We start from the raw sequence: 24,856 nt of genomic DNA, 5'->3' as shown, positions 1-24,856 counted from the left end.
GCCCCGCCATGATTCCGGTCCCGACTGACGCCAGCCGCCGCCGTGGCCTGGGATTCATCGCCGGTGCCGCCGCCGGGCTCGGCCTCGCGCGCATGGCCTGGGCGCAGGCCACGCCCGAGGCCCAGGCCGACAAGCTGCTGGACGCCGTGGGCGGCCGTGCCGCCTGGGCGCGTGTGGCCAACCTGCTCAGCGACAGCCAGCAGAACAGCCCCGACGAGCCGCGCATCGTGCGCTCGCTCACCGCGCTCGATTTCCGCGCCCCGCGCATGCGCACCGAGACCACGGCGCCCGGCCTGCACGCGGTGCGCGTGGTCGATGGCGAGCGCCACTGGTGGTACACGCGCGATGGCGCCGTTGAGCCGCTGCCGGCGGCGGTGCTCGAGCACGACCGCCGCGCCTGGGCCGCCCACCCGCTGCGCACGCTGCAGCGCCTGGCGGTGCGCGATCCGGCGCTGACGCTGAAGGCCGGCGCGGCCGGCCGGCTCGAGGTGCACGAGGGCGGTCGCCGCCTGGCCTGGTATGCGCTCGATGCGCGCGGCGAGCCCTATGGCTGGGGCGCCTATGGCGACGAGGCCGGCACCCTCTGCGGCCCCTGGGAGGCCGAGCGCCGCGGCATCCACCACCCGCTGTGGACGGCCAGCGTCGACGGCCGCATGCGCACGTTGCTGAAATCGGTGGACGTCAACATCGAGCTGGGCGCCGGCTTTTTCGAGCGGCCGGTGAGGCGTTGACCCGGGCCGGCGCCTATCGGCGCCGGCGGGCTTGATCAGCCCTTGAGCAGGCCGCTCAGGCCACCCAGCATTCCGGCCAGGTCACCCATGCCGCCGCCCTGGGGCAGCTGGCCATCGGGCGTGAGCTTGTCCACCACCTGGGGCAGCAGCTGGCTCAGCTGGCCCAGCAGCGCGCCCTGGTCGAGGCCGGCCTTCTGCGCCAGGCCGGCGACGGCGTCATTGCCCAGCACGCTGCCCAGTTGGGCCGGCGAGATCGGCAGGTTCTGGCCGGTCGAAACCCAGGAGGCGACGACCTCGCCCAGGCCGCCCTGCTGGAACTTGGCGACGAGACCGGCCAGGCCGCCGAGGCCGCCCTGGCCCTGGCCCAGCAGGCCGGCGACCAGGCCCATCAGATCCGGCTGGCCGCCGTTGCCGCCGCTGGCGGCGGAACCGAGTGCGCCGACGACTGAATCGAACAATCCCATGTGTGACTCCCTGGCTGATTTGGAGCCGGCAGTGTGCACCATGGCTGTGACGGGTCGGCCGTCGCGGTTTCAGCTGCCTTCGGTGTGATGCAGCGCCAGCCAGGCCAGCACGGCCAGGGGCGCCGTCTCGGCGCGCAGCACGCGCGGGCCCAGGCCCACGGCCACGAAGCCGGCGGCCCGCGCCGCGGCCTCTTCGTCGGGCGCCAGGCCGCCCTCGGGGCCGCTGAGCGTGCAGAGCGAGCCGCCGGCGGCCGGCGCCTGCGGTATCAGCCGCGGCAGCGGCGCGGCGCCGGCGGCCAGGCTCAGCAGCAGCCTTGTCGCTGGCGGCTCGTCCTTCAACCCGGCCAGCCAGTCGGCCAGCGTCCGCACCGGCGCGATGACGGGGATGCGGGCGCGGCCGCATTGCTCGCAGGCCGCCTCGGCCACGGCCTGCCAGTGGGCGCGCTTGCGTTCGGCGCGCTCGCCGGCCAGGCGCAGCACCGAGCGCTCGGCCAGCAGCGGCTGCAGCCGCGCCACGCCCAGTTGCGTGGCCTGCTCGACCAGGCTGTCCATGCGCTCGTTGGCCGGCATGGCCAGCGCCAGCGTCACCGCCAACGGCAGTTCGGTGTGGACGGCGTGCGGCTCACCGACGCGCACGCGCACCTCGCTGCGGCCCATGGCCAGCACCTCGGCCGGCCAGTCGCAGCCGCCGCCGTCGAAGAGCAGCAGCGCGTCGCCGGGCTGGACGCGGCGCACCTGGGCGTGGCGGCTGGCGCCGGGTGGCAGGGCGAGATCTGCGCCCGCCACCAGGGGCGCGTCGACAAAGAGCCGCATCGCAGTCAGGCCGGCGTCTGCAGCAGCTTCTGCACCGCCAGCGCGACGGCGGCCAGTTCAGCGTCGTGCCCGCCCGGGGCCGAGAGCATCAGGCCCACCGGCAGCTCGCCCGGCGCGTGGCAGGGCAGGCTGAAGGAGCAGCCGTCGAGGAAGTTGATCGGGAAGGTGTTGCGCAGCATCTGGCCGTTGGCGGCGAAGTACGCCTCGTCGCTGGCCTCCAGCGCGGCGATGGGTGGCGCGACGAGGGGCGTGGTGGGGCAGATCAGTGCATCGAAGCCGGCCAGGCGCTGGTGCATGCGGGCGATCCAGTCGCGCCGGCGCTGCAGCATCAGGATGTAGTCGGCCGCGCTCACGCCCTCGCCGCGCACGATGCGCGTGGCGACGCGGCGGTCGAACTCGGCGCGCCGGGTCTGCATCGCGTGGCGGTGTACGGCCCAGGCCTCCACCGGCGTGAGGCCGGCGGGGGCGTTGATGTCGGCGATCTCGGTCAGCTTGGTCAGGCCGATGTCGACGATGCGCGCGCCGCCCTGCGACAGCCGCGTGAGCGTGCGCGAGAAGGCGCTGGCGACGGTGGCGTCCAGGCTGTCGAGCAGCAGGGTCTGGGGCAGGGCCAGGCGCAGGCTGCTGAGCGGGCGCGACTGCACCGCCAGTGGCGCGCCGGCGAGCACGCCATCGACGAGCAGGCAGTCTTCCACCGTGCGCGCCATGGCGCACACGGTGTCGAGCGTGAACGAGAGCGGAAAGGCGCCCTCGCGCGGTGTGCGCGACTGCGTGCTCTTGAAGCCGACGATGCCGCACAGCGCGGCCGGGACGCGGATGGAGCCGCCGGTGTCGCTGCCCAGCGCCGCCACCGCCAGGCCCAGCGCCACCGAGACCGCGGCGCCGGCCGACGAGCCGCCGGGGATGCGTGCCAGCAGCGGGTCGGCCGGGTTGCGCGGCGTGCCCAGGTGGGGATTGATGCCCAGGCCCGAGAAGGCGAACTCGGTCATGTTGGTGAGGCCGGTGAGGGCCGCACCGGCGCGCCGCAGCCGCGCCACCGCGGGCGCGTCCTCGGCCGCCGCTGTCTCGCCGCGGCGCAGCACCGAGCCGGCCAGCGTGGGGCGGCCGGCGATGTCGTAGAGATCCTTCACCGTCACCGGCAGGCCGGCCAGCGGCGGCAGGGCCTCGCCGCGCAGCAGACGCGCATCGGCCTCGGCGGCGGCGGCGCGTGCCTCGGTGTCGAAGCGGGCGGTGAAGACGTGGCTGGCGGCGGCGCGGTGCGACTCGGCCAGCACGCGCTCGATCAGCGCGCGGTGGCCGCCCGGCGCGGTGATCGTGCGCCGCAGCTCGGCGATGGGAGGCAGCATGCGCGGATTGTCATGCACTCTCGCGCAGTTCGCGGCGCAGCACCTTGCCCAGGCCAGTCTTGGGCAGGCCGGCGCGGAACTCCACCACGCGCGGCCGCTTGTAGCCGCTCAGGTGCATCTCGCAATAGGCGCGGATGTCGGCTTCGCCGGGGCTGGTGGCCTGGGGGTCGCTGCGCACCACGATGAGCTTGACGGCTTCGCCGGCGCGCTCGTCGGGCATGCCGATGGCGGCACACTCGGCCACCCCGGGCATGCGCGCCACCACGTCCTCGACCTCGTTGGGGTAGACATTGAAGCCGCTGACGAGGATGAGATCCTTCTTGCGGTCGACGATGCGGAAGTGGCCGCGCTCGTCCATGGCGCCGATGTCGCCGCTGCGGAAGCAGCCGTCGGCCGTCATCACGCGCGCCGTCTCTTCGGGGCGCTGCCAGTAGCCCGCCATCACCTGCGGGCCGCGGATGGCGATCTCGCCCGGCACGCCGGGCGGCAGTTGCCGGCCTTCGTCATCGAGCACCAGGATCTCGGTGCCGGGCAGGGGCAGGCCTATGCTGCCGCTGAAGGACTCGATGTCGACCGGGTTGCAGCACACCGTGGGCGAGGTTTCTGACAGGCCATAGCCCTCGCAGATGACGGAGCCGGTCATCTCCTGCCACAGCCGCGCCGTGCCGGGCTGCGTGGCCATGCCGCCGGCGATGGTGATGCGCAGGTGGCTCCAATCGACGGCGTCGAAGCGCGGGTGGTGGACGAGGGCATGGAACAGCGTCTCGATGCCGGGGAAGCTGTGGACATGCTCGCGCGCCAGCGTCTCGATCACCGCGCCGGTGTCGCCCGGGTTGGGCACCAGCACATTGCAGAAGCCCAGGCGCAGGCCCAGCATCAGGCAGCTGGTAAAGGCGTAGATGTGGTGCAGCGGCAGGGCGCAGACGTTCACCACCTGCTCGTCGGCCGGCGCCAGCGCCAGCGCCGGGCGGTACCAGGCCTCGCACTGCAGCACATTGGCCGCCAGGTTGCGGTGCAGCAGAACCGCGCCCTTGGCGACGCCCGTGGTGCCGCCGGTGTACTGCAGCAGCGCGATGTCGTCGCGCGCCACCACCACTGGCGCCAGCGTCATGCGCTGGCCCTGGGCCAGGGCCAGGGCAAAGGGCAGGGCCTCGGGGATCTCGTACCTGGGCACCAGCTTGTGGACACGGCGCACCAGGTGGTTGACGTAGCGGCCCTTGAGCGGGCCCAGCAGGTCGCCCATGGCGGCCACCAGCACCGTCTTGGTCGGCACCTGGGCCAGCAGCGGCTGCAGCGTGGCGGCGAAGTGCTCGAGCACGATGATGGCGCGTGCGCCACTGTCGCGCAGCTGGTGGGCAAGATCGCGCCCTTCGAGCTGCGGGTTGACGTTGACCACCACCATGCCGGCGCGCAGCACCGCGGCCACCGCCACCAGGTATTGCGGCAGGTTGGGCATCATCAGCGCGACGCGGTCGCCGCGCGCCAGGCCGCGGCCCTGCAGCCAGGCGGCGAGGGCGCGCGACAACTCGTCGATCTCGCCAAAGCTCAGCGAGCGGCCCATGAAGCGGCAGGCCGGCAGCGCACGGTGGCGGGCAAAGGCGTGGTCCAGCAGCGCCGCCAGCGTGGGCAGGGCGGCGGCGTCGATGTCTTCGGGAACGCCCTGCGGGTACTGCTTGAGCCAGAACTTGGTCATCGCCTGCCGTTTGTTCAATTTGGGCCGATTCTGACGCCCGGCTGACGCAGGGCTATCAGGGGATTCGATAGCGCGGCCCGTGCAGGTCTTCACGCAGCCGTCATCTGGCTGGCGCCAAGGCCCCCGACCCCAGGGGGCAAAGCGCGACTTGCGAGGCCCACGCGCAGGCCGCGCCCGCCCAGAATCCCGCCATCGCGCTGCGCACAGCGCCTGGAACCGTTTCGGAGTACCGCATGAGCAGGCCCTTTTCTTCGCTTTCCACCCTGGCCCTGGCCGCCGCAGTGGCCCTGGCCGCCGCCGCGCCGGCCCAGGCCGCCGGCCCCGGCCTGGCCTTCAACGAGCCCATCGTCTTCTGGGATCCGGGCCTGGTGACGCTGACGCTGGAGTCCAGCAGCGGCGGCTTCGACCATGTGCTGGAGCTGGCAGACGCGACGGGCCCCGTCGGGCCGGTGCCGCTGCTGGCGCTGACCGACCTCGTCGGTGGACAGCCCAGCGCCTCGGTGCTGGGCTGGCTGCCGGCGGCGGTGGGCGCCACCGTCGCGCTGGGCAACGCCGTGATCGGCCAGGAGATCGTCTTGCGCCTCACCAACATCGGTTCGGCACGCTTCGGCGATGTCGGTGTCGTTGACAGCCAGGTCTTCACCGGCAGCGCCAGCATCCTCAACCCGGTGCCGGGCAGCTACTACACCAGTGTCGAATGGATCAGCCCGACCCAGGTGCGGGTGCAGATGGAAGACCTGTTCCCGGTCGACCCGGGAACCAACCCGGCGGCGCTGGACACGCCCGACCTGCAGTTCGTGCTGACCTTGAGCCCGGTGCCCGAGCCCCGCAGCTGGGCGCTGATGCTGGGTGGCCTGGCGGCGTTGGGCTCGCTGGCGCGGCGGCGCCGGGGCTGATCGGGACGACGCTGGTCGCCAAGAAAAAAGGGCCGGCAATGCCGGCCCTTCTGCTTGGTGCGCCCCGCACGGGCGCGGGCCGGGCTCAGCCCTTCAAGGCCGCCAGCACCTCGTCCAGCATCTTCTTCGCGTCGCCGAAGAGCATGCGGTTGTTGTCCTTGTAGAACAGCGGGTTGTCGACCCCGGCGTAGCCGCTGGCCATGCTGCGCTTCATCACGATGCTGGTCTTGGCCTTCCACACCTCGAGCACCGGCATGCCGGCGATGGGGCTGGCGGGGTCGTCCTGCGCCGCCGGGTTGACGATGTCGTTGGCGCCGATGACGATGGAGACATCGGTCTTCGGGAAGTCGTCGTTCAGCTCGTCCATCTCCAGCACGATGTCGTAGGGCACCTTGGCCTCGGCCAGCAGCACGTTCATGTGGCCCGGCATGCGGCCGGCCACCGGGTGGATGCCGAAGCGCACGTTGACGCCCTTTTCGCGCAGCACCTTGGTGATCTCGTAGACCGTGTGCTGGGCCTGCGCTACGGCCATGCCGTAGCCGGGCACGATGATCACGTTCTTGGCCTCGCGCAGCAGCTCGGCGGTCTCGAGCGCCAGGATGGGCGCCACTTCGCCGGCCGGCTGGGCCGCGCCGCCCGCGGCTGCGGGGGCCGGGGCACCGCCGCCGAAGCCGCCGGCGATGACGCTGATGAAGTTGCGGTTCATCGCGCGGCACATGATGTAGCTCAGGATCGCGCCCGAACTGCCCACCAGCGCGCCCACCACGATGAGCAGGTCGTTGCTGAGCATGAAGCCCGTGGCCGCCGCCGCCCAGCCCGAGTAGCTGTTGAGCATGGACACCACCACCGGCATGTCGGCGCCGCCGATGGCCATCACCATGTGGATGCCGAAGAGCAGGGCCACCACGGTCATCACCAGCAGCGGCGTCATGCCTGAGGCGATGTCGTGCGCGTGCAGGAACTCGCGCCCGTACCAGACGGCGATGAGCAGCAGCGCCAGGTTGAGCCAGTGCCGCGCCGGCAGCGTCAGCGGCTTGCCGCCGATCTTGCCGCTCAGCTTGCCGAAGGCAATGATGGAGCCCGAGAAGGTGACGGCGCCGATGAGGATGCCGACGTAGATCTCGACCTCGTGGATAGATTTCTCGGCGCTGGTGGCGAACACCGTGGAGGTGTCGACATAGCTCGCGAAGCCCACCAGGCAGGCCGCCAAGCCCACCAGGCTGTGCATCAGCGCCACGAGCTCGGGCATCTGCGTCATCTGCACCTTCTTGGCGGCGAAGAGGCCGATGCCGCCGCCCACGGCCAGGGCGCCGACGATCCAGGCGTAGCCGGTGGGCGTGACGCGCGGGCCCAGCACGGTGGCGAGCACGGCGATGGCCATGCCGATGATGCCCAGCAGGTTGCCGCGGCGCGCGGTCTCGGGGTTGGCGAGGCCGCCCAGGCTGAGGATGAAGAGGATGGTGGCGGCGATGTAGGAGACGGTGGCCAGGCTGGATGTCATGGTCAGCTCCTTACTTGCGGAACATCGCCAGCATGCGCCGCGTCACCGCGAAGCCGCCGAACATGTTGACGGCGGTGAGCGCGAGCGCAAACACCGCCAGGCCCAGGATCAGCGCATTGGGCCGGTTGGCGGCCCCGGCCGCATCCAGCGGCGGCGCCACCTGCACCAGCGCGCCGATGGCGATGATGGAAGAAATGGCGTTGGTCACGCTCATCAGCGGCGTGTGCAGCGAGGGCGTCACGTTCCACACCACCATGTAGCCGATGAAGCAGGCCAGCACGAAGACGGTGAAGTGCGACAAAAAGCTGGCCGGCGCGTACAGGCCCACCAGTGCAAAGAGCAGCGCGCCGACGCCGAACACCGTGGCCAGCGACTGGCCCGACATCGGCTCGCCGCCCCCGCCGTGGCCATGGCCCTTCTTGGCGGGCGCAGCGGCCGCTGCCGCCGCCGGCTTGGGCGCGGCCACCGGCAGCTTCAGCGGCGGCGGCGGCCAGGTGATGCTGCCTTCCTTGATCACGGTGAGGCCGCGGATGGCGTCGTCGTCCATGTTGACGTTGATGACGCCGTCCTTGGTCTTGCACAGCTCCTCGGTCACGCGCCACAGGTTGGTGGCGTACAGCGTCGAGGCCTGCTTGGCCAGGCGGCTGACGAGATCGGTGTAGCCGATGATGGTGACGCCGTGGCGCACCACGGCCTCGCCGGGCACGGTGAGCTCGCAGTTGCCGCCTTGTTCACCGGCCATGTCGACGATGACGCTGCCCGGCTTCATGCTCTGCACCATCTCGGCGGTGATGAGCTTGGGCGCCGGCTTGCCGGGGATCAGGGCGGTGGTGATGATGATGTCGGCTTCGCGCGCCTGCTTGGCGTACATCTCGCGCTGGGCCTTCTGGAAGCCCTCGCTCATGACCTTGGCGTAGCCGCCGCCGCCCGCGCCTTCTTCCTCGTAGTCGACCTTGACGAACTCGCCGCCCAGCGACACCACCTGGTCGGCCACCTCGGCGCGCGTGTCGTTGGCGCGCACGATGGCGCCCAGGTTGGCAGCCGTGCCGATGGCGGCGAGGCCGGCCACGCCGGCACCGGCGATGAAGACCTTGGCCGGCGGAATCTTGCCGGCGGCGGTGATCTGGCCGTTGAAGAAGCGGCCGAAGGCGTTGGCCGCCTCGATCACGGCGCGGTAGCCGCTGATGCCGGCCATGGACGTGAGCGCGTCCATCTTCTGCGCCCGCGACAGCTGGCGCGGCAGCGAATCAATGGCCAGCACGGTGACCTTGCGCGCCGCCAGCTGCTGCATCAGCTCGGGGTTCTGCGCCGGCCAGATGAAGCCGATCAGCGTGCTGCCGGCACGCAGCTGCGCCACTTCGTCGGCGCCGGGAGCGCGCACCTTGAAGACGATGTCGGCGCGGGCAAAGATGTCGGCGGCCGTGGGCACGACCTCGGCGCCGGCGGCGCGGTAGGTGTCGTCGGCAAAGTTCGCCGCGTCACCCGCGCCGCTCTGCACCGCCACCGAGAAGCCGAGCTTGACGAGCTTCTCCACCACCTCGGGCACGGTTGCGACGCGCTTCTCGCCAGCCGCTGTTTCGAGCGGAACGCCAATGAGCATGAAAGCCTCCTCGCCAGTCACTATTGAATCGGCGCCGAAGCTATCACATTCCATTGCGGCCGCCGTTGCGGCAACTCAGGCAGCTGCCGATACGATGGCCGCCCCTGCCGCTGCCCTTGCCGCCCCATGCTGCACACCTCCCGCTGGAGCCCCAGCGTCACCGTCGCCGCCCTCATCGAGCACGGCGGTCGCTACCTGCTGGTCGAGGAAGAGACGCCCGAGGGCCTGAGGCTCAACAACCCGGCCGGCCACCTCGACCCCGAGGAATCGCCGCTGCAGGGCGTGGTGCGCGAGGCGCTGGAGGAGACGGCGCGCGCCTTCACGCCCATCGCCGTGGTCGGTGTCTACCTGTCGCGTTTCGTGCGTCCGGCCCGCGGTCAGCAGCCGGCCGAGGACGTGAGCTATCTGCGCATCGCCTTCTGCGGCACGGTGGGCGAGCCGCTGCCGGGCCGGGCGCTGGATACCGGCATCGAGCGCACCCTCTGGCTCACGCCCGACGAGATCCGCGCCAGCCGTGCACGCCACCGCAGCCCGCTCGTGCTGCGCTGCATCGAGGACCATCTGGCCGGACGCCGCCATCCGCTGGACCTGATCGTCACCGACCCCAGCGTGTACACGCCCGAGATCAAGGGCTGATGAGCCAGGCCGCCCCCGGCGCACGCCGCGTCGTCATCACCGGCACCACCCACGGCATCGGCCGCGTGACGGCGCGCGAACTGGCGCGTGCCGGCTGCGCGGTGACGATGCTGGTGCGCGACACCGCCGCCGGCGAACGGGTGCGCGACGAGATCAGCGCCCTCGTGCCGGGCGCGGCGGTCGAGGTCGTGCGCTGTGATCTTGCCGAACTGGCCTCGGTGCGCGCCGCAGCGGCCACCGTGCGCGAACGGCTGCCGCGCATCGACCGGCTGATCCACAACGCCGGCATCGTCGCGATGTCGCGCCAGGCCACGGCCGATGGCTTCGAGCGGGTGTTCGCGACCAACCATCTCGGGCCCTTCCTGCTGACCGAGCTGCTGGTCGACCGCCTGGCGCCGGGCAGCCGTGTGATCCTGGTGGCCTCCTGCGCCCACGTTCAGGCCACGCTGGACCTGGGGCAGGTGATCGACACCCGTGCGCGGTACCGGCCGCAGGCGGCCTACGCCCAGTCCAAGCTGGCCAATGTGCTGCACGCCTTTGCGCTGGCGCGGCGCCTGGCCGGCCGTGGCATCACCGCCAATGCGCTGCACCCGGGCGTCGTGACGACGAATCTGCTGCCGCGCTGGCTGCAGGTGCTCAAGCCGCTGCTTCGGCGCGGCATGATCGACGCCGAGGCCGGCGCGCGCTGCACGCTGAAGCTGGCGCTGGACGAGGCGCTGGCCGGCGTCAGCGGCGCCTACTTCGACGAGCACGGCGCCCTCGTGCCGACCTCGGCGCTGGCCCGTGATGTCGCGCTGCAGGAGGCGCTGTGGGTGGCCAGCGCGCGCTGGGTGGGGCTGTGATCAGTCCTTCTTCTCGGCCGCCGCAGCTGCGGCGCGCGCGGCCGCATCGGCGCCCAGGTTGATGGCCGCCGCGGCGGCCGCCTGCTCGGCCAGATCCGCGGCGGTCTTTTCAGCCGCCGCTGCGGCCTCGGCGGCTGCGGCGTCGGCCTTGCTGCGCTCGTCGCGCCGCGCCGCCTCCTTCTGCGTCTGGGTCTCGCGCAGCTTCTCCAGCGCATCGGTCATGCGCTGCGTCCAGCCGGCCAGCTCGTCGGCCAGCACCTGCTCGGTGTGGGTGACGAGGGCGTCGAGGTTGTCGCGCTGGGCCTGCTCCTCGGGCTCGAGCGAGGTCCACCAGGTGAGGATGTTGTCGAGGTCGGTGGCGGTCTGGTTGTAGCTGGTCAACGTGGTCTCGACCTGCTGGTAGCCGAGGTAGGTGACGATGGCCCCGGCCAGCGCGGTGGTGAAGGTGATCCAGATCACCGCCTGTCCGCCCAGCGCCGCCAGCAGGGTGCCGCCGGCACCGGCCACCAGCACGTAGATCTGCAGCCGGCGCAGCTGCTGCTCCAGGCCCACGGTCTTCTTGCGGTAGAAGCCGAGCTGGTCGCGCAGCCGCCACGCGACGTACTGGTCGGTGCTCATCATGCTCATGCCGCGGTCCAGTGGATGGGCGGCGTACTCGGGCGGGATCGCGTCGGTGTAGATCGGCAGCGCCGTCGTGTTGGCCTCGGTGCGCGCCAGCCGGCGCGTGATGTCTTCCACCGCCTCGGCCAGCTTCTTCTCGCGCGCGTCGCCCACGTCGCTGTAGTCGGCGGCGCGCAGGCGGTAGCGGTAGATCTCGCGCTTGATGCTCTCGGCCGCCGAGCGCAGCAGCACCCAGCGCTTGCCCGGCTTGAAGTGGTTGCTGGCGGCGATCAGCACCGAGGTGCCGATGGGCACCAGGATGAGCGCGAAGTTGAGCGCCGACTTGATGCCCGAGGCCCAGCGCTCGCTGAGGCCCAGGCCCGCCAGCAGCGGGTCGGCCGGGCCCGAGTAGACGATGGACAGGTAGACCGCCACCAGGCCCAGCACCAGGATCAGGAACTGCGTCTCCTTGAAGTCCGTCTGCTGCTTCTTGGCCGCCAGGTCGATGGCGCCGAAGCGCCGCCAGGCCTGCAGCAGCACGCTTTCTCCGCCGGTGCCGCGCAGCACCTGGCGCGTCATCGTCTCCACCGCCTCGGCCACCTTGTCGCCCAGCGTGATGCAGGTGAGGTTGCCGTCGGCCAGGATCTCGGCCACCACCGGGTCGTGTTCGTCGGCGATGCCATTGGTCCACTGGCGTTCCAGCGCGTCGGCGGCGTCGCCGCTGCCCTTGACCACCAGCACCGGCCAGTGCAGGCGCACCGCTTCGCGCACCTCCACCATCAGGCCGGCGCCATTGCCCACCACCACCAGCAGGCCGGCGCGGCCGGCGGCCAGTGCGCCCGCCACCTGCACCTTGGTGCGCAGCTCGCTGCCCCAGGGGCCTTCGGGCGTGAGCAGCAGCCGCGTGAGCAGCGGCGCCGGCACCGGGGCATCGGCCGCCGCCGCCTCACCCGGCAGTTGCACCCGGCCGGCCGGCGCCACGCCCAGCAGCAGCAGGCCGCCCTGGCTGTCGGCCAGCACCGGGCCCAGCAGATCGTCGCTGGCGCCGCGCAGCACGCACAAGGCCTGGGCATCGCGGGCCGCACGCAGCAGGCCGCGGCCCAGCAGCTGGGTGACGCGGGCGCGCATCGCGGCGGGCACATCCTGGTGGCCGTCGGCGAGCACGACCACCGACTTGAAGCCGTCCAGCGCCAGCGCCTGGGCCAGGGTGGCCGGCGTGTCGTCGGGGCCTTGCTTCGTCAGGCTGGGCGACGGGCTGTCCTGGGGCGTGGCCATGGCGTTCTCCTGGGCTGGCGCGGCCGGCGCAGTCTAAGCGTCGCTGCCGGAGCGCGGGCCCTGCCGGCCTGGCATCCCCCCAAGAACGAAGCGCGCCCGGGTGGGCGCGCCGTGACGGATGTCGCTTCTGGAGCGCCCTAGAACGGGATGTCGTCGTCCATGTCGTCGAAGCCGGTGGCCGACTTCGTGGCGGCCGGCTTGGGCGCCGGGGCGCTGCGGGCGGGCGGGGCGCTGCGCGGGGCGGCGGTGCGCTGGGGCGGGGCGTCGCCCATGTCGTCGCCGCCGCCCATGCCACCGCCGCCTTCACGGCCGCCCAAGAGCTGCATGTCGGTGGCGACGATGTCGGTGCTGTACTTCTCGACGCCGTCCTTGTCGGTGTACTTGCGCGTCTTCAGCCGGCCTTCCACGTAGACCGGGCGGCCCTTCTTCAGGTACTCGCCGGCGATCTCGGCCATGCGGTCGAAGAAGGTCACGCGGTGCCATTCGGTCTCTTCCTGGCGGTCGCCGCTGGTCTTGTCCTTCCACTGCCGGCTGGTGGCGATGGTGACGTTGCAGATGGCCGAGCCGCTGGGCATGTAGCGCACTTCCGGGTCTTTACCCAGGTTGCCGATGATGATGACTTTGTTGACCGAGGCCATGGGCTGCTCCCGTGGAAGGGGTTGCGGGTGGAATGGGCGGATTATCGCGCCCGCCCCCGGCCGCCGCGTCGCCCGCTCGGGTGCGCCCGCCAGCGGGCCCTCGCAGGTGGGTGGCGCGCCGGGGCCTCGGCTACGATGCTGCTTCAGACATGAACGCCGTCATCGCCACAGCCCCCGCCGCCACGCCCCAGCAGGTGCTGCACGAGGTCTTCGGCTACGGCGCCTTCCGCGGCGCACAGCGCGAGATCGTCGAGCATGTGGTGGCCGGCGGCGACGCCCTGGTGCTGATGCCCACTGGCGGCGGCAAGAGCCTTTGCTACCAGGTGCCGGCCGTTCTGCGCCACCGCGCCGGCCAGGGCGTGGCGGTGGTGGTGAGCCCGCTGATCGCGCTCATGCATGACCAGGTCGGCGCCCTCGATGAACTGGGCGTGGCCGCGGCCTTCCTGAACAGCACGCTCGATGGCGACGAGGCCCGCCGCGTCGAACGCGATCTGCTGTCGGGCCGCCTGGTGCTGCTCTACGCCGCGCCCGAGCGCATCCTCACGCCGCGCTTCATGGCCATGCTGCAAAGCCTGAACGAGCGCGGCAAGCTCAGCCTCTTCGCCATCGACGAGGCGCACTGCGTCAGTCAGTGGGGCCACGATTTTCGCGAGGAGTACCTGGGCCTCTCGGCCCTGCACGAGCAGTTTCCCGGCGTACCGCGGCTGGCGCTCACGGCCACGGCCGACGAGCACACGCGCGCCGACATCGTCGAGCGGCTCAGGCTCGAAGAGGCGCGCCTGTTCGTGGCCAGCTTCGACCGGCCCAACATCCGCTACACCATCGTCGAGAAGGACGAGCCCAAGAAGCAACTGCTGCGCTTTCTGCGCGACGAGCACGAGGGTGACGCCGGCATCGTCTACTGCCAGAGCCGCAAGAAGGTGGAGGAAACTGCCGCCTGGCTTTCCGCCGAGGGCCTGGATGCCCTGCCCTACCACGCCGGGCTGGATGCGGCGGTGCGCCGCCGCCATCAAGACCGCTTCCTGCGCGAGGACGGCGTGGTGATGGTGGCCACCATCGCCTTCGGCATGGGCATCGACAAGCCTGACGTGCGCTTCGTCGCCCACCTCGACCTGCCCAAGAACATCGAAGGCTATTACCAGGAGACCGGCCGCGCCGGCCGCGACGGCCTGGCCGCCGACGCCTGGATGGCCTACGGCCTGGCCGACGTGGTGAACCAGCGCCGCATGATCGACGAAAGCGAGGCCGGCGAGGACTTCAAGCGCCTGCAGCGCGCCAAGCTCGATGCGCTGCTGGCGCTTGCCGAGGCCCACGACTGCCGCCGCGTGCGGCTGCTGGCCTATTTTGGTGAAGCCAGCGAGCCCTGCGGCAATTGCGACAACTGCATCAGCGCGCCCGCCACCTGGGACGCCACCGAGGCGGCGCGCAAGGCCTTGAGCTGCATCTATCGCTTCGGCCAGGCCGACGGCCACCGCGGGTCGGGCAGGTATGGCGCCATGCACCTGATCGACGTGTTGCGCGGCAAGCTCACCGACAAGGTGACGCAGCGCGGCCACGAGCGCCTGTCCACCTTCGGCATCGGCGCCGACGTCTCCGAGGCGCAGTGGCGCCTGGTGCTGCGCCAGCTCATCGCGCTGGGCCATGTGCAGACCGAGGGCGAGTTCAGCACGCTGGCGCTGGCCGAGAGCGCACGCGAGGTGCTGCGCGGCGAGGTGGCGGTGCGCTTGCGCGTGCCCGCCGAAGCCAAGGCCCGTGGCAAGACCGCCCGCGACCGTTCCACCCGCGGCGCCGCCCCCAAGCCGCCGCCGGTGCCGCTGGACGCCGCCGCCACGGCGCGCTTCGAAGCGCTGAAGGCCTGGCGTGCCGAAGTGGCGCGCGAACACAACCTGCCCGCCTATATCGTCTTCCACGACGCCGCCCTGGCCGAGATGGCGCGCGAGCAGCCGGCCACGCTGGACGACCTGGCCGGCATCAGCGGCGTCGGCGCCAGGAAGCTCGAGGCCTACGGGCGCGAGATCCTGCGCGTGCTGGAGTCCGCCGGCTAGGCACAGCCTGCGCCGCAAGAGGCGCACCGCTATCATGGCCGGTTGCCCAGCCGCCGCCCCATGCCTGCTTCCGAACCGTCCCCGCGCCCCATTCTCGAGACCCGCACGCTGCGGGTAAGGGGTGCGCGCACCCACAACCTCAAGAACATCGACCTCGACATCCCCAAGCACGCGCTGGTGGTGATCACCGGGTTGTCGGGCTCGGGCAAGAGCAGCCTGGCCTTCGACACGCTGTATGCCGAGGGCCAGCGCCGCTATGTCGAGAGCCTGTCGGCCTATGCGCGGCAGTTCCTGCAGCTGATGGACAAGCCCGATGTCGATGTCATCGAGGGCTTGAGCCCTGCCATCAGCATCGAGCAGAAGGCCACCAGCCACAACCCGCGCAGCACGGTCGGCACCATCACCGAGATCCACGACTACCTGCGCCTGCTCTATGCCCGCGCCGGCACGCCCTATTGCCCCGACCATGGCCTGCCGCTGCAGGCCCAGAGCGTGGCCCAGATGGTGGACGCCGTGCTGGCCCTGCCCGAGGACACGCGGCTGATGATCCTGGCCCCGGTGGTGCGCGATCGCAAGGGCGAGTTCACCGAGTTGTTCGAGGATATGCAGGCGCGCGGCTATGTGCGCTTTCGCGTGGGCGGCGATGGCCAGCCTGGCGCGGTGGTCGAGGCCGAGGCCCTGCCCAAGCTCAAGAAGAACGAGAAGCACGACATCGACGTCGTGATCGACCGCCTCAAGAGCAAGCCCGACGTGAAGCAGCGCCTGGCCGAAAGCTTCGAGGCCAGCCTGCGCATCGCCGACGGCCGTGCCATCGCGCTGGAAATGGACAGCGGCAAAGAGCACCTGTTCAGCAGCAAGTTCGGCTGCCCCGTTTGCAGCTATTCGCTGGCCGAACTGGAGCCGCGCCTCTTCTCCTTCAACAGCCCGGTGGGCGCCTGCCCGGCCTGCGACGGCCTGGGCCAGGTGACGGTGTTCGACCCCGAGCGCGTGGTCGCCTTCCCCAGCCTGAGCCTGGCCGCCGGCGCGGTGAAGGGCTGGGACCGCCGCAACGCCTACACGCACTCGATGCTGGAAAGCGTGGCACGCCACTACGGCTTCGACATCGAGACCGCCTACGAGGAATTGCCGCCGCAGGCACGCCAGGTGCTGCTCTACGGCAGCGGCGAAGAAGCCGTCGAGTTCGTCTACCAGGCCGAGGGCGCCGGCGCACGCGGCAAGCCGCGCCAGGTGAAGCGCAGCCATCCCTTCGAAGGCATCATCCCCAACTTCACGCGCCGCCTGAAAGAGACCGATTCGGTGGCGGTGCGCGAGGAACTGGTGCGCTACCAGGCCGCCAAGCCCTGCCCGCAATGCGCCGGCGCGCGGCTGCGGCGCGAGGCCCGCCATGTCTTCATGCAGCATGCCGACGGCCACCGCGGCCGGCCCATCTACGAGGTCGAGCACGCCACGCTGGCCGAGGCGCTGGCGTACTTCGAGGGCCTGAAGCTGCAGGGCGCCAAGGCCGAAATCGCGGACAAGATCGTGCGCGAGATCCGCAGCCGGCTGCGCTTTCTGAACGATGTCGGCCTCGACTATCTGAGCCTGGACCGCGGCGCCGACACGCTCAGCGGCGGCGAGGCCCAGCGCATCCGCCTGGCCAGCCAGATCGGCAGCGGATTGAGCGGCGTGATGTACGTGCTGGACGAGCCCAGCATCGGCCTGCACCAGCGCGACAACGAGCGCCTGATCGGCACGCTGCGCCATCTGCGCGATCTGGGCAACAGCGTCATCGTGGTCGAGCACGACGAGGACATGATCCGCAGTGCCGACCATGTCGTCGACATGGGCCCCGGCGCCGGCGTCCATGGCGGGCGCGTGATGGCCGCGGGCACGCCGCAGGAAGTGGCCGACAACCCCGAATCATTGACCGGCCGCTACCTGGCGCAGGCCCTGCGGATCGCCGTGCCCAGGCAGCGCCGTCCGGCCACCGGCTTCGGCGCCGCGCCCTTCCGCCTGGCCATCGTGGGCGCACGCGGCAACAACCTGCACGGCGTGAGCGTCGAGATCCCGGTCGGGCTGCTGACCTGCGTCACCGGCGTCAGCGGCTCGGGCAAGAGCACGCTCATCAACGACACCCTCTACACCGCGGTGGCGCGCAAGCTCTACGGCAGCCATGCCGAGCCGGCGCCTTACGAGCGCATCGACGGGCTGGACCATTTCGACAAGGTCATCAACGTCGACCAGAGCCCCATAGGCCGCACGCCGCGCAGCAACCCGGCCACCTACACGGGCCTGTTCACGCCCATCCGCGAGCTGTTCGCCGAGGTGCCGGCGGCGCGCGAGCGCGGCTATGGCGCCGGGCGTTTCAGCTTCAACGTCAGCGCTTCATCCGGCGGTGGCCGCTGCGAGGCCTGCGAGGGCGACGGCGTGATCAAGGTGGAGATGCACTTCCTGCCCGACATGTACGTGCCCTGCGATGTCTGCCACGGCGCGCGCTACAACCGCGAGACGCTGGAAATCCTCTACAAGGGCCGCAACATCACCCAGGTGCTGGAGCTGACGGTGGAAGACGCCCACGCCTTCTTCGCCGCCGTGCCCAACCTCGCGCGCAAGCTGCAGACGCTGCTGGATGTGGGCCTGGGCTACATCCGCCTGGGCCAGGCCGCCACCACGCTTTCCGGCGGCGAGGCACAGCGCGTCAAGCTGGCGCTGGAGCTGAGCAAGCGCGACACCGGCCGCACGCTCTACATCCTGGACGAGCCCACCACCGGCCTGCATTTCCACGACGTGGGCATGCTGCTCAAGGTGCTGCACCAGCTGCGCGACGCCGGCAACACCATCGTCGTGATCGAGCACAACCTCGACGTCATCAAGACCGCCGACTGGCTCATCGACATGGGCCCCGAAGGCGGCGCCGGCGGCGGCCGCGTGGTGGCGGTGGGCACGCCCGAAGATGTGGCGGCCTGCGCGGCCAGCCATACGGGGCGGTTCTTGAAGGCGATGCTGTAGCCGGCGCTGCTGCCGGCCGCGCGCTCAGTCCCGGCGCCGCGCTGCCCGGCGCCGGGCCAGCAGTGTCATCACGCCCAGGCCGGCGAGCAGCGTGCCGCCAGTGCGCGGCTCGGGCACCGGCGTCGAAGTGAAATCGGCCGTGCGCAGGTAGGAGAACTCGTCGGCCTGGAAGGCCTGGGACGCGCCGCCCAGGCCCACCAGCGTGATGTCGGTGAAGCCGGTGGGCACCTGGATGCCGACGAAGGCATTGCCCAGCGGCAGCGCCTGGTCGATCTGCACCTGCTCGAGCACGCCGTCGCGGTTGAGATCGGTGCTGACGATGAAGCGCAGCGTCTCGATCAGCGCCAGGTCGGGGAAGGCACCATTGACGCTGGCCACGCGCATGCCGAACTGGGCCATGGCCTGGTCGAAGTGAACCTGCACATTGCGCGGGCCGAAATAGCCGGGCTGGCCAACCACGACGGGGCTGAGAAAGTTGACCGCGAAAACCTGGTTGACGGCGCGGGCCAGCGCGGGGTCAGGGATCACCACGTCGGCGAGCGGCACCTCGCGGTCATAGGTGAAGAGCTGGTTGGCGCCGAAGTGCATCGCGCCGCAGTTGATGGGCGAGACGTTCAGGTCACCCGCCACACCGCAGGCCGTGCGCGCGAGCGGCGCCAGGATCTGGTTGAGCGCACTGGTGGCCGTGCCCAGCGTGAACCCTTCCTTGGGCAGGCGGTCCGGGTTGAAGAAGAAGAGCGAGTAGGCCTTGGCGCCATCCTGCATCTGCGAGATCGCCGTCATCTGGGCCTGTGCGGTGGCGGCGCCCAGCGCCAGCGCGGCGCAAAGGAGGGAGGGAAACAACTGCATGGCTGACCGACTTCTCGAAGAACCCACCCCAAGCTGGGGCTTTATGGCTGACAGAGGGTTGATGCCATGCAGAGATACCGCAGGCTCGTGTATCGGGGGGTAAGGGCGCGGCCGTGGCGGGGCCGGCCGCCGGCGTGGCGCGCCGGCCCGCTGCGGCCGTAAAAAGGGGCCCGGCCGCTGCTGCCAGCGGCCGGGCCCTGCGGCCCGAGCGGGCCGGTGGCGTGATCAGCGGCTCAGGTGGCAGCTGTTGCAGCTGACGTTGCTGCGGTTGCGGTGGCGCTCGTGGATGCCCACCAGGCCGTTGTTGGTTTCACCGCTGTGGCAGTTGTTGCACAGGCCGGTGGACGTGGCCGGCTCGCGCAGGTCATAGCCCAGGCCGCCGGCGCCCACCAGCTGCATGCGGGCCGGGCTGCCGGCCATGGGCGCGCCGCGGTCGGTGTGGCAGGCGCCGCACTGGTTGGCGGCGCCCAGCGCATTGGCCGCCACCTCCACGCCGTGGTTGATGGTCTGGAAGGTGTGTACGGGCACCACTTCGGCGCCGGCCGGGGCAGCGGTGTTGAGGCCGTTGCCGCAGGCCGTGTCGGGGTTCTGGCCCAGGCCGCTGGCCACCGAGCGGCAGAAGCTGCCGGTGCGGAAGAACTCCGACACCGAGTGCGGGATCAGCGTGTTGGTGGGCACGCCCGCCGGGTTGCTGGCCGAGCCCGGGGCGGTGGTGCTGCGCGCCAGCTTGCCCCAGTGTTCCTTCATCGGGTAGATCTTCGCGGCGGCCGTGTTCACGGCGCCGTTCGGGTTGCCCAGGATGTAGGCCGTGGCGCCCGTGCTGATGCCCAGCTGCGCCGCCGTGGTGGCATCGACCGTGCGCGTGGGCATGCCGGTGAGCGATTCGCCCAGCACCGCGACGCGGCTGGTGCCGTCGAACCACTTGTAGGTGGGCCGCACATTGGAGGCCTTGATCTCCTTGGGCAGCCAGCCGCCGCGGCCGCTGCAGGCCGTCTGCGAGACCTCGGGCGCCTGCCAGTCGCGTGCCATCTCGGTGGCAAAGCCCACGCCGGCCACCACCTTGGCGAAGCTCGGGATGTGGCAGGTCTGGCAGGCCACCTTGGCGGTGTGGCGGTTGAGCGCCGCGCCATTGGTTACCGCGCCGTGCGGCGTGGCGGTGTGGCAGCCCGAGCTTTCGCAGCTGAAGCGCTGCGGCGTGTCGTTGGCGCGCAGGTCCAGGCCGCGTCCGCGCATGCGGTGGCTGCTGCGGCCATCGGTGCCGTTGACGTTGTGGCAGCTGGCGCAGCTGAGGTTGGCGCCGCCGGCGGCCGCGCTCATGTGCATGTCCAGCGCCAGCGGCGGGTTGATCAGCGCCGTCGACAGGTCACCGCGCTTGGTGCCGTTGCCGCCGCCCGCGGTGGCATGGCAGTTCAGGCAGGACTGGCGCGTGCTGCGGTGTACCGTGCGCGCCGCCTCGTCGCTGGTGATGGGCATGGCCACCATGGGCGCGTCGGCCGGCATCACGAAGCCGCCGCCGGGCGCGCCGGCGGGCCGGAACTCGAAGTCCTTGGTCAGCGGGTGCTCGATGGGCGTGCCCTTGGAGCCGCCGAGCGTGACGCTGTTGCCCGGTGCGGCGACCAGCGTCTTGCCGTCGGCCGCCAGCGTGATGTTGTGCAGCACCATGTCGGCGAAGCCCAGGCCGCCCACCGCCGGCCAGGCCGGGAAGCGCTTGTAGACCTGCTGGTGACAGGTCAGGCAGTCGATGTTGGCCAGCTCGGCCAGTTGCTGCGTCGGGCCCAGCGCATTCAGCTCGGCCGGTGTGCGCGGGTAGCGGCCGTTGCCGACGTGGCAACTCGCGCAGGTGAAGCGTGGCGAACTCTGGTGGGCGCCGCAGTAGGTGTTGATGCCGATCAGCGCATCCACCGGCGTGCCGGTGGGCGACACCGCCAGCGGCCGGCCGGCAGGGCCTTCGCCGGCCTTGCGCGGGCTTGCCGTGCCCACCGGGTTGATGTTGGTGGCGTTGGGGGCAGGCGCGTTCTGCTGGTAGTGCAGCGAGCCGTGCATCTGGCGCGCCTGGGTCTCGTGGCAGGCCACGCAGGTGGCGGGGCCGGCATAGCTGGTGATGCCGGCGTGCGCCGCGGCGGCACCGCCGATGCTGTCGTTGGCCGGGATGGTGCCCAGGCCCGTGCCGTCGGCGAGGGTGGCGTTGACGGCCGCGCTCAGCGTCATGTTGAAGGTCTCGGCGCCTTCGGGCGCGGTGTCGTTCACCGTCGTCACGGCCACCGTCTGGCTCAGCGTGGTGGTGCCGGCGGCAAAGCTCAGGCTGCGGTTGGCCACGGCATTGAAGTCGGCCGGCGAGGCCGCCGTGCCGGCGCTGCTGTTGACCACCACCGTCACCGTGCTGGCCGGCGAGGCCGACAGCGTGACGACGAAGTTGGCCACATTGCCCTCGGTCACCGTCACGTCGTTGATGGACAGGCTGGGCAGGCTGCCGCCGCCCGTTGCGCCGCAGTTGGACGGGCGGTTGGCCACATCGCGCTCGGCGCTGCTGGCGCCTGCCAGCGCGCGCACGCGGCAGGGCACCGGGCTCATGCCGCGCGCACGCAGCCGCCAGCGGCCTTCGCTGTCGGCCGTGGTGGTGGCCAGCAGGGCGGCGTTGGCCGCGTTCTGCACCGACACGCTGGCGCGCGCCGCGGCGCGCCCTTCGACGCGCAGTTCACGGTCTTGCCATTCGGCCCTGGAGATGGACACGGCGGTCTGCGCCACTGCGGACGCCGTCCACAGCAGCAGCATCAGCAACATCACCATCGAGGCGGCCAGGGCCAGCAGGCGATGGGTTCGGGTGTCGGGTGGTGCGGCAATACGGTGCATGGCGGGTTCTCCTGTTCCACGTCGGGTGCAGGCTCCCAAGACATGCCGGTGGGCCTGCGGGCCGCCTTGGCGACGACCCGGACGTACCTTTGCACCGCTGCGGCCGGCAATTTCTGATCCAGAACAAACCCGCGCTTATATACCCCACTGGGTTTCAATGTGTTGCCACATTAAGGGCGGTTAATCTGCGCCGCATGCGCGCCGTTTGATCGCTATTCGCCGGCGCTGCAACAGGTGTGCGCGCCGGTCTCACCCCCGCGGCATGGGTCGGCTGCCTGGGAGTCCCTAACGCCGGTCAACGGGGCACGTCCCTGTCGGTTTCGCGCGGCGCGCACGCGGCGCAGTCTAAGCGCGCGTCGCGTCAGGCGGCAGGCGGCGGCGGCACCTGCTGCGGCGGTCGGCCCCTGGGAGGCCGACTCCACTGCGGTACTCGCCCCGGGGTCGCGTCGCAAAACTCGCTGCGCTCACTGCGTTCGCTTCGCTCAGACAGTTGCGACGAGTCAGTTCACGAAGCGCGCTGCGCGCGCCGACCCCGGGGCTGCGTTCCTCGTCGCCGCAGAAGGCGCCACCGCCGCATGCCGCCTGGCGCTCAACCACCGATACGCGAGCGCCACCACCGGTTCCGCAAAGGCGGGTGCGGGCGGGCCGTGGCGCGCCTGCGGGGCGCCGAGGAGCGCAGGGCGCCTGGCCGCGAGCGCAGCGAGCATCGTGGACTGACTCGCCGCAATTGTTCGAGCGCAGCGAACGCAGTGAGCGCAGCGAGTTTTGCGGCGGGGCCAGGGGCCCGAGCACCGCAGGGAAGTCGGCCCCCCGGGGCCGACCGCCCCGCCGAAGCGCCGCGGCCCGCCCGCACCCGCCTTTGCCGCGCCATTGCAGCCTGACTTATCGCGGCCCGTCCTTCAAAGCCTGCACGATGCGCACCGTCTCCACGCTCACCCTGGCCACGCGCGCCAGCAGATCGACGACGCGCGGCTTGTGGTCTTTAAGCCGGTAGCTGTCGAACTTCTCGCGGATGGTCGGATCCTTGGGCTTGCGTTCCTTGTGCTGGTCCAGCACCCAGTCCAGCGCGCTGCGGTTGCCCAGCCGGTAGCTCCAGGCCGCGGCCGGAATGCCGGCCAGCACGGTTTCGCTGTCCACCACGATGCGGCCCTCGTCGGGCAGGCTTTTCAGGATGCACTTGGGCGCCTGCCCGGCCGCGCGGGCCTTGGTGTCGGGCGTGTCGGTGCGCACCACCGGCCAGGGCGCTACGGCCTCATAGCCGATGTGCAGCGCCATCAACTCGGCGCCCCAGGCCGCCCATTGCTCGAAGTGGGCCGGCGTGCTGCCGTAGAGCGGAATGCGCGGAAAGTCGCGCTTGAGGTTCTGCGCGTATTTCTCGCGGTACACCGGGTCGTGCAGCACGGCGTAGACGTAATGGAAGATCGCCTGCTTGCTGATGGCCGCGGGCTTGCGGCCCTTGCCGGGGGCGTAGTGCTGCTGGAACTGCTTCAGCGCCCAGCCGGTGATGTTGTCGGCGGTTCCGCTCGGCTCGACGCGCTGGAAGGGCAGGCAAATGCCACCGGCGGCTGCGCCGACGAAATGCAAGTCGGGGATATGAGCAACTGCGCAGCTCATCCAAGGCTTCTGCGCGGTGGGGTCCGTAACGACGATGTGGCCAAGGTTCTGCCCTTGGAGTGGGGCAAGGCTCTCGCGAATGCCGGCTTCGTCGATCAGCAGGGGCGAGTCATAGACGTGGGTCTTGCAGTACGGGCGGTAAAGTGCGGGCGCAATTCTTTCGGCGTCGAATGCTTCGGTACGGCGCTGTTCGAGCCTTCGCTTCAGATTGCGTGACCACTTCACCGTCGGGTCAAGGACGCCTTGGTCCATGCTCGCTGAATAGCCCGCGAGCAGAAATTTCACCTTGCGCGCCAACGACTCGGCCGAGTCGTCGTAGACCCATTCGTCGCGATTCGTCGAGACGCCGAAGCCGAAGGCCTTGAAGATCGCCGCCTGTTGGCCTGGTCTGTCGGCAGCCTTGGCGGCCTTGCTCATTAGCGGCATCAAGTCGTCAAAGCCGTTGCTCGCTTCATTGAGCCAGTTCGCCTTTGCATCCGGTCGCACTTCCTCGAACGCCAACATCGACGCCCGCGTGTTGCCCAGCCACGCCAACTTCTCCTCCGCCGTCTCCATCTCCGGCCGCCGCGCATAAAACACCCGGCAACCTCGTCTGCCCGCCACGCCCTGGCGCTTGACGAAGAAGCCGATGGCCACGCCGGTCTGGATGCCGAAGACGTTGTGCCTGGTGCCGCTCAGCTTCGGGTTCGCGCGCACGTCGCCGCCCAGGTCCAGCACCCAGGCCTCGGCGAACTCGCTGCCCACCGTCTTGCGAAAGCCATCGAAGGTGCGGCTGTCGATGAAGCTGCGGTTGGTGACGAAGGCCAGCACGCCGTCGGCGGCCAGGCGGTCACTGGCCCAGCGGAAGAAGCGCGCATACATGTCGTAGAGCTTGGTCTTCTGCGCCGTGCTCTGCGCGATATAGGTCTGCTTGATGCGCGCGTCGATGGCCGGGTACTCCCGGTTCTTGTTGTTGTCGTTCTCGTTGGCCTGGTTGGCGTTGTAGGGCGGGTTGCCGATGATGACGCTGATCTTGCGGCTGTTCTGGCGCTTGATGCGCGCCACGTTTTCTTCGCTCACGCTGCCGAAGAGATCGGCCGTGCTGCCGTGGGCGGCGGTGTGCAGGCCCACGTTGTCCAGCGTGTCGACGAAACACAGGTTGGCGAACTCTTCGTACTGGCCGGTGATGGCGGCGTAGGTCGATTCGATGTTCAGGTTGGCCACGTAATAGGGCAGGATGGCCACTTCGTTGGCGTGCAGCTCCTCGCGGTACTTGCGTTCCAGCTTCTTCGGTTGGCCGCGAAAGTGTTCGAGCAGTTCGCACACAAAAGTGCCGGTGCCGGTGGCGGGGTCGAGGATCTCGACATCGCGGTCTATCAGGTTGCGGCCAAAGTGCTTTTCGCACAGCCAGTCGGCGCCATCGATCATGAAGCGCACGATCTCGTTCGGCGTGTACACCACGCCCAGGCGGTCGGCGGCCTTGGCGTTGTAGACCT

Annotated in this window: 17 protein-coding genes; 6 read left to right on the top strand and 11 right to left on the bottom strand. The window is 70.6% G+C overall.

The genetic code is table 11. From position 1 onward, the window contains the following. Positions 1-8: 8 nt before the first annotated feature. Positions 9-731 (top strand): hypothetical protein, encoded by a 723-nt coding sequence (locus tag JMV16_RS14390; RefSeq protein ID WP_201494974.1) that lies wholly within the window; start codon positions 9-11, stop codon positions 729-731. A gap of 35 nt (positions 732-766) precedes the next feature. On the opposite strand, the gene JMV16_RS14385 is transcribed toward JMV16_RS14390, so the two are convergent. The 4 genes from JMV16_RS14385 to JMV16_RS14370 form a co-directional block, all read right to left on the bottom strand. Further along, positions 767-1,195 (bottom strand): YidB family protein, encoded by a 429-nt coding sequence (locus tag JMV16_RS14385; RefSeq protein WP_201494973.1) that lies wholly within the window; start codon positions 1,193-1,195, stop codon positions 767-769. A gap of 69 nt (positions 1,196-1,264) precedes the next feature. Beyond that, positions 1,265-2,008: a 16S rRNA (uracil(1498)-N(3))-methyltransferase gene (locus JMV16_RS14380; RefSeq protein ID WP_201494972.1), complete on the bottom strand. Its 744-nt coding sequence runs from the start codon at positions 2,006-2,008 to the stop codon at positions 1,265-1,267. Positions 2,009-2,013: 5 nt separating this feature from the next. Continuing rightward, the gene (locus JMV16_RS14375) at positions 2,014-3,354 is read right to left on the bottom strand and encodes an amidase (RefSeq protein ID WP_201494971.1); all 1,341 of its coding nucleotides are present in this window, start codon (positions 3,352-3,354) and stop codon (positions 2,014-2,016) included. Between the two features lie 10 nt (positions 3,355-3,364). Then, positions 3,365-5,047, bottom strand: coding sequence for an AMP-binding protein (locus JMV16_RS14370; RefSeq protein WP_201495217.1), 1,683 nt, complete (start codon positions 5,045-5,047; stop codon positions 3,365-3,367). A 233-nt stretch (positions 5,048-5,280) separates the two neighbouring features. Here JMV16_RS14370 and JMV16_RS14365 point away from each other — a divergent pair, with 233 nt between their 5' ends. After that, complete coding sequence (locus JMV16_RS14365; RefSeq protein WP_201494970.1) at positions 5,281-5,943, top strand: PEP-CTERM sorting domain-containing protein; 663 nt, start codon at positions 5,281-5,283, stop codon at positions 5,941-5,943. Between the two features lie 85 nt (positions 5,944-6,028). Here the strand turns inward: JMV16_RS14365 and pntB are convergent, their stop codons facing one another. Continuing rightward, entirely contained in the window at positions 6,029-7,444 is a 1,416-nt protein-coding gene (gene pntB / locus JMV16_RS14360) for a Re/Si-specific NAD(P)(+) transhydrogenase subunit beta (protein ID WP_201494969.1), read from the bottom strand. Positions 7,445-7,454: 10 nt separating this feature from the next. Beyond that, positions 7,455-9,044 (bottom strand): Re/Si-specific NAD(P)(+) transhydrogenase subunit alpha, encoded by a 1,590-nt coding sequence (locus JMV16_RS14355; protein ID WP_201494968.1) that lies wholly within the window; start codon positions 9,042-9,044, stop codon positions 7,455-7,457. A gap of 126 nt (positions 9,045-9,170) precedes the next feature. Here JMV16_RS14355 and JMV16_RS14350 point away from each other — a divergent pair, with 126 nt between their 5' ends. After that, positions 9,171-9,680, top strand: coding sequence for an NUDIX hydrolase (locus JMV16_RS14350; RefSeq protein WP_201494967.1), 510 nt, complete (start codon positions 9,171-9,173; stop codon positions 9,678-9,680). Further along, on the top strand, positions 9,680-10,522 hold the full coding sequence (locus JMV16_RS14345; RefSeq protein WP_201494966.1) for an SDR family oxidoreductase: 843 nt from the start codon (positions 9,680-9,682) through the stop codon (positions 10,520-10,522). Before JMV16_RS14350 ends, JMV16_RS14345 begins: the two co-directional genes overlap by 1 nt. On the opposite strand, the gene JMV16_RS14340 is transcribed toward JMV16_RS14345, so the two are convergent. Both JMV16_RS14340 and ssb read right to left on the bottom strand, forming a co-directional pair. Further along, complete coding sequence (locus tag JMV16_RS14340) at positions 10,523-12,397, bottom strand: DUF4231 domain-containing protein (RefSeq protein ID WP_201494965.1); 1,875 nt, start codon at positions 12,395-12,397, stop codon at positions 10,523-10,525. Positions 12,398-12,534: 137 nt separating this feature from the next. Next, the gene (gene ssb, locus JMV16_RS14335) at positions 12,535-13,035 is read right to left on the bottom strand and encodes a single-stranded DNA-binding protein (protein ID WP_201494964.1); all 501 of its coding nucleotides are present in this window, start codon (positions 13,033-13,035) and stop codon (positions 12,535-12,537) included. A gap of 149 nt (positions 13,036-13,184) precedes the next feature. Here ssb and recQ point away from each other — a divergent pair, with 149 nt between their 5' ends. Together recQ and uvrA are read left to right on the top strand one after the other, a co-directional pair. Continuing rightward, entirely contained in the window at positions 13,185-15,080 is a 1,896-nt protein-coding gene (gene recQ, locus JMV16_RS14330; protein ID WP_201494963.1) for a DNA helicase RecQ, read from the top strand. Positions 15,081-15,140: 60 nt separating this feature from the next. Then, positions 15,141-18,068 carry an excinuclease ABC subunit UvrA gene (gene uvrA / locus JMV16_RS14325; protein WP_201494962.1) on the top strand — a complete coding sequence of 976 codons (2,928 nt, stop codon included), beginning with the start codon at positions 15,141-15,143 and terminating at the stop codon, positions 18,066-18,068. Between the two features lie 24 nt (positions 18,069-18,092). Here uvrA and JMV16_RS14320 read toward each other — a convergent pair whose 3' ends face one another. From JMV16_RS14320 to JMV16_RS14310, 3 genes are all read right to left on the bottom strand, one after another. Next, on the bottom strand, positions 18,093-18,917 hold the full coding sequence (locus JMV16_RS14320) for a hypothetical protein (RefSeq protein WP_201494961.1): 825 nt from the start codon (positions 18,915-18,917) through the stop codon (positions 18,093-18,095). Positions 18,918-19,142: 225 nt separating this feature from the next. After that, the gene (locus JMV16_RS14315; protein WP_201494960.1) at positions 19,143-21,767 is read right to left on the bottom strand and encodes a Calx-beta domain-containing protein; all 2,625 of its coding nucleotides are present in this window, start codon (positions 21,765-21,767) and stop codon (positions 19,143-19,145) included. An 882-nt stretch (positions 21,768-22,649) separates the two neighbouring features. Next, entirely contained in the window at positions 22,650-24,821 is a 2,172-nt protein-coding gene (locus tag JMV16_RS14310) for a type ISP restriction/modification enzyme (protein ID WP_236580521.1), read from the bottom strand. Positions 24,822-24,856: the final 35 nt, after the last annotated feature.

The sequence above is a fragment of the Rubrivivax sp. A210 genome, assembly GCF_904426505.1.
Classification (GTDB): domain Bacteria; phylum Pseudomonadota; class Gammaproteobacteria; order Burkholderiales; family Burkholderiaceae_C; genus Rubrivivax.
The sequence above is the reverse complement of the archived record's forward strand: the minus strand, read 5'-3'. Positions and strand labels throughout refer to the sequence as shown.

What these genes read in the sequence shown, in the direction of transcription:
- JMV16_RS14390 (WP_201494974.1), top strand. Translation starts at nt 9, where the DNA reads ATGATTCCGGTCCCGACTGACGCCAGCCGCCGCCGTGGCCTGGGATTC.
- JMV16_RS14385 (WP_201494973.1), bottom strand. Translation starts at nt 1,195, where the DNA reads ATGGGATTGTTCGATTCAGTCGTCGGCGCACTCGGTTCCGCCGCCAGC.
- JMV16_RS14380 (WP_201494972.1), bottom strand. Translation starts at nt 2,008, where the DNA reads ATGCGGCTCTTTGTCGACGCGCCCCTGGTGGCGGGCGCAGATCTCGCC.
- JMV16_RS14375 (WP_201494971.1), bottom strand. Translation starts at nt 3,354, where the DNA reads ATGCTGCCTCCCATCGCCGAGCTGCGGCGCACGATCACCGCGCCGGGC.
- JMV16_RS14370 (WP_201495217.1), bottom strand. Translation starts at nt 5,047, where the DNA reads ATGACCAAGTTCTGGCTCAAGCAGTACCCGCAGGGCGTTCCCGAAGAC.
- JMV16_RS14365 (WP_201494970.1), top strand. Translation starts at nt 5,281, where the DNA reads ATGAGCAGGCCCTTTTCTTCGCTTTCCACCCTGGCCCTGGCCGCCGCA.
- pntB (WP_201494969.1), bottom strand. Translation starts at nt 7,444, where the DNA reads ATGACATCCAGCCTGGCCACCGTCTCCTACATCGCCGCCACCATCCTC.
- JMV16_RS14355 (WP_201494968.1), bottom strand. Translation starts at nt 9,044, where the DNA reads ATGCTCATTGGCGTTCCGCTCGAAACAGCGGCTGGCGAGAAGCGCGTC.
- JMV16_RS14350 (WP_201494967.1), top strand. Translation starts at nt 9,171, where the DNA reads ATGCTGCACACCTCCCGCTGGAGCCCCAGCGTCACCGTCGCCGCCCTC.
- JMV16_RS14345 (WP_201494966.1), top strand. Translation starts at nt 9,680, where the DNA reads ATGAGCCAGGCCGCCCCCGGCGCACGCCGCGTCGTCATCACCGGCACC.
- JMV16_RS14340 (WP_201494965.1), bottom strand. Translation starts at nt 12,397, where the DNA reads ATGGCCACGCCCCAGGACAGCCCGTCGCCCAGCCTGACGAAGCAAGGC.
- ssb (WP_201494964.1), bottom strand. Translation starts at nt 13,035, where the DNA reads ATGGCCTCGGTCAACAAAGTCATCATCATCGGCAACCTGGGTAAAGAC.
- recQ (WP_201494963.1), top strand. Translation starts at nt 13,185, where the DNA reads ATGAACGCCGTCATCGCCACAGCCCCCGCCGCCACGCCCCAGCAGGTG.
- uvrA (WP_201494962.1), top strand. Translation starts at nt 15,141, where the DNA reads ATGCCTGCTTCCGAACCGTCCCCGCGCCCCATTCTCGAGACCCGCACG.
- JMV16_RS14320 (WP_201494961.1), bottom strand. Translation starts at nt 18,917, where the DNA reads ATGCAGTTGTTTCCCTCCCTCCTTTGCGCCGCGCTGGCGCTGGGCGCC.
- JMV16_RS14315 (WP_201494960.1), bottom strand. Translation starts at nt 21,767, where the DNA reads ATGCACCGTATTGCCGCACCACCCGACACCCGAACCCATCGCCTGCTG.